At 71.9% G+C, this 6,539-nt stretch carries 6 protein-coding genes; 4 read left to right on the top strand and 2 right to left on the bottom strand.

Annotated elements, in window-relative coordinates; genetic code table 11:
- Both ETD86_RS56400 and ETD86_RS51565 read left to right on the top strand, forming a co-directional pair.
- A partial coding sequence (locus tag ETD86_RS56400; RefSeq protein WP_170223759.1) for a hypothetical protein occupies window positions 1-294 on the top strand: 294 nt, incomplete at its 5' end.
- Window positions 295-403: 109 nt separating this feature from the next.
- Entirely contained in the window at window positions 404-2,368 is a 1,965-nt protein-coding gene (locus ETD86_RS51565; protein ID WP_138673928.1) for a protein kinase domain-containing protein, read from the top strand.
- Between the two features lie 4 nt (window positions 2,369-2,372).
- On the opposite strand, the gene ETD86_RS51560 is transcribed toward ETD86_RS51565, so the two are convergent.
- Entirely contained in the window at window positions 2,373-3,665 is a 1,293-nt protein-coding gene (locus ETD86_RS51560) for a Gfo/Idh/MocA family protein (protein ID WP_138673927.1), read from the bottom strand.
- A gap of 99 nt (window positions 3,666-3,764) precedes the next feature.
- Between ETD86_RS51560 and ETD86_RS51555 the strand changes: the two genes are divergently transcribed.
- Window positions 3,765-4,862: an ROK family transcriptional regulator gene (locus tag ETD86_RS51555; RefSeq protein WP_211370868.1), complete on the top strand. Its 1,098-nt coding sequence runs from the start codon at window positions 3,765-3,767 to the stop codon at window positions 4,860-4,862.
- Here the strand turns inward: ETD86_RS51555 and ETD86_RS51550 are convergent.
- Window positions 4,859-5,380, bottom strand: a complete 522-nt coding sequence (locus ETD86_RS51550; protein WP_138673925.1) for a TetR/AcrR family transcriptional regulator — start codon at window positions 5,378-5,380, stop codon at window positions 4,859-4,861. The two genes, ETD86_RS51555 and ETD86_RS51550, sit on opposite strands and share 4 nt — an antisense overlap.
- A gap of 100 nt (window positions 5,381-5,480) precedes the next feature.
- Here ETD86_RS51550 and ETD86_RS51545 point away from each other — a divergent pair.
- Window positions 5,481-6,539 (top strand): MMPL family transporter (locus tag ETD86_RS51545; protein ID WP_170223758.1); only part of this gene is annotated, 1,059 nt, incomplete at its 3' end.

Genomic DNA, 6,539 nt, shown 5'->3' with positions numbered 1-6,539 from the left:
ACGTGGACGGGCTCGGCCGAGCACTTCTCCGCCCAGCGGGTCTTCCCCGTCGAGCTGCGCCTGGGCGACGACGGCGGGGCCATGCGGTGGGGCGCCGACCTGCACTGTTCGGGGCGGCTGGGGCGGACGGACGGCGGGATGGTGTTCGCGCTCGACCAAGTCCAGGGCGAGGAGTGTTATCCGGGGACGTTGCGGATGTTCCCGACGTCGTACGCCGACCAAATGGCCATCAAGGTGACACGCCAGGGTAAGGAGGAGGTGACGTACTCCGGTACGGTCACCCGTACTTCTTGACCCGCTGCGTCACGGTCAGGCCGCGATTGCCCTGAGCACCGTTGACTGTTGGCAATCGGTTGCTTTCAGTAGAAAGCAGAAGAGGGGTGGCGGCGAGGGGAGGCGCCCCGTGCCAACGGCACAGCCGCTCAGAACGGGGGACCCGCAGCGACTCGGGGAGTATGAGCTTTCCGGTCGTCTGGGTGAGGGCGGTCAAGGCGCGGTTTTCCTCGGTTCGAGGAGCGGGGAGACGTACGCGGTCAAGCTGCTGCATGGACCGGTGGGGGACGAGCGGGCGGCGTTCTTACGGGAAGTCGAGCTGGCCAAGCACGTGGCGAGGTTCTGCACGGCGCAGGTGATCGACGCGGGGTTCGACGAGGGCCGGCCGTACATCGTGAGCGAGTACGTCGACGGGCCCTCGCTGGCCAGGGAGGTCGCGCTCACCGGACCGCGGCGCGGCGGCGCGCTGGAGCGCCTGGCGGTCAGCACCGCGACCGCGATCACGGCCATCCACCGCGCGGGTATCGTGCACCGGGACTTCAAGCCCCAGAACGTGCTGCTCGGGTCGGACGGGCCGCGTGTCATCGACTTCGGCCTGGCCAAGGCGCTGGACGCGGCCGCCACGGTGAGCGGCCGGGGCGTCGGGACGCCCGCGTACATGGCGCCCGAGCAGATCACGGCGTCGGCCGTCACGGGGAAGGCGGACGTGTTCTCGTGGGGCGCGACGATGTGCTTCGCGGCCAACGCCACGGCGCCGTTCGGGCAGGACTCGGTGGCTCCGGTGCTGCACCGCATCCTGACCGCGTCGCCGGAGCTGGGGCTGCTGGAAGGGCGGCTGCGGCGGCTGGTCGAGTCCTGCCTGGAGAAGGATGCCAGGAACCGGCCGGGGAGCAGGGAGCTGCTGTTCGAGCTGCTGGGCGAGTCGGATCAGCTGCCGGCCGAGGTGCTCGGCACGCCGCCGCCGCACATCCTGCGTCTCACCCCGCCCCTGGTTCCCGAGCCCCGGACCCCGCCGATGGCCGAACCCGAGGCCACCGGGGTGCCCGGAGGGTACGTGTTACCGGGCGGGACCGCAGGCGACGACCGGCCCTCCGGCCCGGTAACCGCATCCGACCCCGGCCAGACGCCATCACCGTCCGCTTCCGGGTCGGGCGGCGACGGTGTGCGGACCGTCGACTCGGACGACATGGGCAGGCGCGGCTGGCCCCGTGCGGCCGTCGCGGTCTCCGCGGCTCTGTTGGTGACCGCCGCCGTGTTGTCAGCCGTGATCGTGCCCACGCTGAACAGGGACGAGCCCGTCTCACCGGTGGCGCGGCCGGCTCCGCCGGCTCAATCCCTGCCCGAGACGTCCAAGCCTGCCGCCGAGAAGTCGTCCCCGGCCAAGCCGAAGGAGACGCAGGAGGCCAGCAAGCCGCCCGTCGACCCGACGGTTCCGCGCCCGGTGACGGTCCCGGTGCCGGAGCTCGTCGGCCTGGACCGAGCCAAGGCGATCAAGGCCATCAAGCAGGCCGGCCTGGTGGCCGGGCCGGTGACTCAGGCCGACTCACCGCAGAAGATCGGCCAGGTGCTGAGCAGCAAGCCCGCCTCCGGTGTGGGGGTGCCCAAGGGAAGCACGGTCTCGCTCCAGGTGTCGGCAGGACTGGCGGTGCCGTCCGTCGTCGGCCTCCAGCGCAAGGCCGCCGAGTCCGCCCTGACCGGTGCCGGCCTCGCCGTCGGCACCGTCACCCGCGCCTGCTCGGACCAGCCGAACGGCCGGGTGCTCGGCACGCAGCCGCAGGCCGGGAAGCGGGTGGCCGGCGGCACCGCGGTGGCGCTCACCGTGGCCCGCAAGGGCGCCGCCGTTCCGTCCGTCGTGGGACGGCCCCAGGAGGACGGACGGGCCGCGCTGGTGGCGGCCGGCTTCACGGTACGGTCCCAGGGGCAGGTCGTGGAGGACGAGTCGCGCGTGGGCATGATCCTCAGCCAGAGCGTCCAGCCGGGCACGTGCGCGCAGCGGGGTGTCGCGATCGTGATCGTCGTCGGTCTGGAAGGGCAGTCGGGCTCCGACCCCGGCGAGCCCTCGGTCACCCCGACCGGCCCGATCTCCGGCGAGTAGCCGCTCAGCGGAGCACGGCGACCGTCTCGCCGTGCTGCCGCGACCTCTCGGCGGCCCACGCGATGAGGTGGCTGTGCAGGCTCTCGGCCGGCGAGGAGAGGATCGGCCCGCGGTCTCTCGTGGCGACCGCGGTCAGGAACGCCTCGACCAGCGCCTCGTCACCACCCCCGTGTCCGCCTCGAGCCGTCGCGTGCTCATGGTCGCGGCCGCTTCGGGGCTTGTTGGCTCGTTCCTCGCTCTCTCCCCCCGAGCTCCTCCGCTCCGGACCCGTTGGGCGTGTCTCGATGGTCTCGGAGCGCCCGGTGACGAAGTCGAAGACGGTCAGGCGGTCGCCGTCGCCCTCGATCGAGCCGCGGGTGCCGAAGATCCGCGTCTGCCGGTGCAGCGCCGGGGTGAAGCCGGTCATGGTGAACGACGCGGTCGCGCCGCCCTCGAACTCCATGTTCACGACCTGGTGATCGACCACGTCGTTGTCGCACGCGTACACGCACCTGCCGTACGGGCCGGTCCTGAGCGCCTCGAGCACGCCCGCCTCGGAGACATCGTCCGTGAGCACCGACAGCGGCCATTCCGCCCGCCCGGCCAGCGGCAGGTAGATGCGCTTGGCCGAGAACGGGCAGTCCGCCTCCACCGCGCAGTCCAGGCAGCGGTCGGCCGCTCCGGCGGGCCGGTGCTCAGGGCGGAAGTGGTGCAGCCCGCCGAACGACGAGACGCGGGTGACCCGCCTGCCGGTCAGGTGGACCAGCCAGTCCAGGTCGTGGCAGGACTTGGCGAGCAACATGAACGTGGACTCGTCCGTACGCCGCCAGTTGCCCCGCACGTACGAGTGCGCCTGGTGCCACCAGCCCACAGGTTCCAGGTGCTGGATACTGACGATCTCGCCGATCCGGCCGGAGTCGAGCAGCGCCTTCAACGCCCGCGTGTACGGCGTGTACCGCATGACGTGGCAGACCGCGAAGATCGCGTCGGTGCGTTCGGCCGCCGTGACGACGGCCCGGCAGTCGTCCTCGGAGACCGCCATCGGCTTCTCCAGCAGGATGTCGTAGCCGAGCTCGGCGAAGCGCACCGCGGGTTCGATGTGGTCGCGATCCTGGGTGGCGATGATCACGGCGTCCGCCCGGCGGGGCAGCGCGGCCAGCTCGCGCCAGTCCGCGTACTGCTCGGCGCCGGGGAAACCACCGCGGCGGCCGTCCAGCGGGTCGGCCACGGCCACCACGCGTGCCTTGCCGGTCGCGACGGCGTGGCGGGCGTAGGAGGTTCCTCGCGAACCCGCGCCGACGACGGCGAGAGTGACCATGATCCCTCCACTTATGTAACCAATTCACGTATGTCGGCTGATGCTAGGATCCTGGCTGGTAGCGGTCAAGAGGGACATTATGCGAAAGGCTCTCGTAAGTTGACCGAGCTCGGGCCTGGTGACGCGTCGCTGCTGCGCAAGGTGAACACCAAGGTCACGCTCAGGGCCCTGCGGCACGAGGGTGCGGCCACGCTGACGCGGCTCGGCCGCATCACCGGGCTGTCCAGGCAGACGGTCGAGGCGGTGCTCGACGAGCTGGCCGAGCGTGGCTACGTCAGGGAGTTGCCGCCCGACGAGGGCGTGATGGGGCGGCCCGCGCGGCGGTTCGCGTTCCGGGCGGACGCCGGTTACGTGGTGGGCATGGAGATCGGTGGCGACGGCATCGTGGCGGCGCTGGCCGATCTCAACGGCGAGGTGATCGCCTGGCGGCGGGCCGAGGTTTCCGGCGACGCGACCGCCCACGAGCGGCTGGAGGCGGCCCGGCGCACGTCGCAGGCGTGTGTGGACGGCGCGGGCGTGGCACGCAGGCAGGTGTGGGCGGTGGCGGCGGGAACCCCGGGCATCGTGGACCGCACCGGGCGGGTGTCGCTGGCGATCACGTTGCCCGGCTGGACCGGGGTGGACCTGGCGGGGCTGGCCGGCCGCTGGCTCGGCGGCACGGCGCTGGCCGCCAATGACGCCAACCTCGCCGCGCTCGCCGAGCACTGGCGCGGCAGCGCGCGGCACGCCTCGGACGTGGTGTACGTCCTGACCGGCCACCGCACGGGCGCCGGCATCCTCATCGGTGGCCGGCTGCATCCGGGACGCACCGGGGCCGCGGGCGAGATCGGCACGCTGCGGCAGGTCGGCTGGGAGGACGCCGCCCGCGAGCTGGTCAAGGAGTCGTCGGCGGCGGAGGTGTTCGAGGCGGCGCTCAACGGCGATCGGGAGGCCGCGCGCCGGGTGGACCACTACGCGGAGCGGCTCGCGATCGGCGCCTCGGCGCTCGCCCTGGCCGTCGACCCCGAGCTGCTGGTGCTCGGTGGCGGCCACTCACGCGCCGGCGACGTGCTGCTCGAACCGCTCCGGCGGCACCTGGCCGAGTTGTGCGTGAGCGCGCCCGAGGTGGTCGCGTCCACGTTCGGGGACGAGGGGGTGGCGCTGGGCGCGGTACGCCTCGCGCTCGACCACGTCGAGCGGGAGATCCTCGGGATCTAGAACGAGCGGCAGGACGCGAGCAGGACGGCGCGCACCTCGTCCTCGGGCAGGTCCATGGTCTTGACCACGCCCCACAGCAGCGCGCCGAGCAGCGCCCAGCTCTTGAGCCTCTCCTCCGGGCCGGGGTCGTCGCCCGCGAGCCTGGCGAAGATCTCGTCCCTGAACGTCCTGACCGTCTCCCGCTTCGAGCCCGGCGAGACGGAGTCGTCGGCGGACAGGTCCTCCATGAACAGGCGGATCACGGAGCGGTAGCGCACCGCGAAGGAGACCAGGGCCGCCACGAACTCCTCCCGGCCCGCGTGGTCGGCGCCGAGGAGCTGGATCATGTCGTCCGCCGCGGGGGAGAGCAGCTCGGTCGCCAGGCGGTCCTTCGGATGGAAGTGGTAGGCGACGGCGGTCTTGGTCAGGCCGACGGCGGCGGCGATGTCGGCCAGGGAGGTGGCCGCGTAGCCGCGCTCGGCGAACAGCTCTCTGGCCGCGGCCAGGATGCGGCTGCGGGTGTCGTCGGCTGTGGTCATCGTCTCATTTTCCCGCGCGGTACGCGCTCTGTAACATTCCCGCTTTATCGTTACGTCCTGTACGACCGTACAGGACGGCCGTCGAGTTGGGGGCAGAGCGATGACGCGGTTGCTGGGACGGCTGGGCGGCTGGTGTGCGCGCCACGGGAAAATCGTACTGGCGTTATGGGTGGTCGCGGCGGCCGCCCTGATGGGCGCCAACCTCGCGTTCAGCAGCCCCACCAGTAACGACGCGAGCATTCCCGGCACCGACGCGCAGCGTGCGCACGACCTCATGAAGGAGGGCTTCGGCCCCGGCTACGCGCAGGGCGGCACGGTGCAGCTGCTGCTGTACTCCGCCGGCGGGTCCCTCATGGAGGACGAGCGCAAGCAGGCCGTGGAGCGCTCCATCGACCGCCTGCGGACGATGCCGCACGTCGTGCAGGTGGACTCGCCGTTCCGCAGAGGTGGCATCTCCTCCAACCTGCAGATCGGCCTGATCGCCATCCGCATGGAGGGCCACGACCCCGACAAGCTCGCCGAGACCACTCAGGCGCTGTCGAAGGCCGCCGACCCGGCCAGGGCCGCCGGGCTGGAGGTGGTGCCCGCCGACGCCTCCAACCCGGCCGACAAGGAGATCAAGACCGGCCCCAGCGAGATCATCGGCGTGGTCTGCGCCCTGCTGGTGCTGGTGTTCGCGTTCGGGACCCTGGTGGCCGCGGTGATCCCGATCTTCGCCGCGCTGGTCAGCGTGGCGTCGGGGCTGGGCGTGATCGGGCTGCTCGGCTGGGTCGTGGACATGCCCAAGCAGGCCGGGATCATGGCCACGATGATCGGGCTCGGCGTCGGCATCGACTACGCGTTGTTCCTGCTGTCCCGCCATCGCCGGCTGCTCGCCGAAGGGGTGCCGGTCGTGGAGTCGGTACGGCGTACCGTGGCGAGCTCGGGAGGGGCCGTCGTCTTCGCCGGCGGCACGGTGATCATCGCGTTGAGCGCTCTGACGCTGGCCGGTTTCCCGCTGCTGGCCACGCTCGGCTGGGTCACCGGCATCTCCGTCGTCACCGCCGTGCTGACCTCGATCACGCTCGTCCCCGCGCTGCTCGGGCTGCTCGGCCACCGCGTCAACGCGCTCAAGGTGCCGTTCCTGCGCGGCGCCGGCGCTGCGGGATCGGGCTGGGCG

Origin of the sequence: Nonomuraea turkmeniaca (assembly GCF_005889735.1) — a bacterium.
In the GTDB taxonomy this organism is placed as follows: domain Bacteria; phylum Actinomycetota; class Actinomycetes; order Streptosporangiales; family Streptosporangiaceae; genus Nonomuraea; species Nonomuraea turkmeniaca.
The sequence above is the reverse complement of the archived record's forward strand: the minus strand, read 5'-3'. Positions and strand labels throughout refer to the sequence as shown.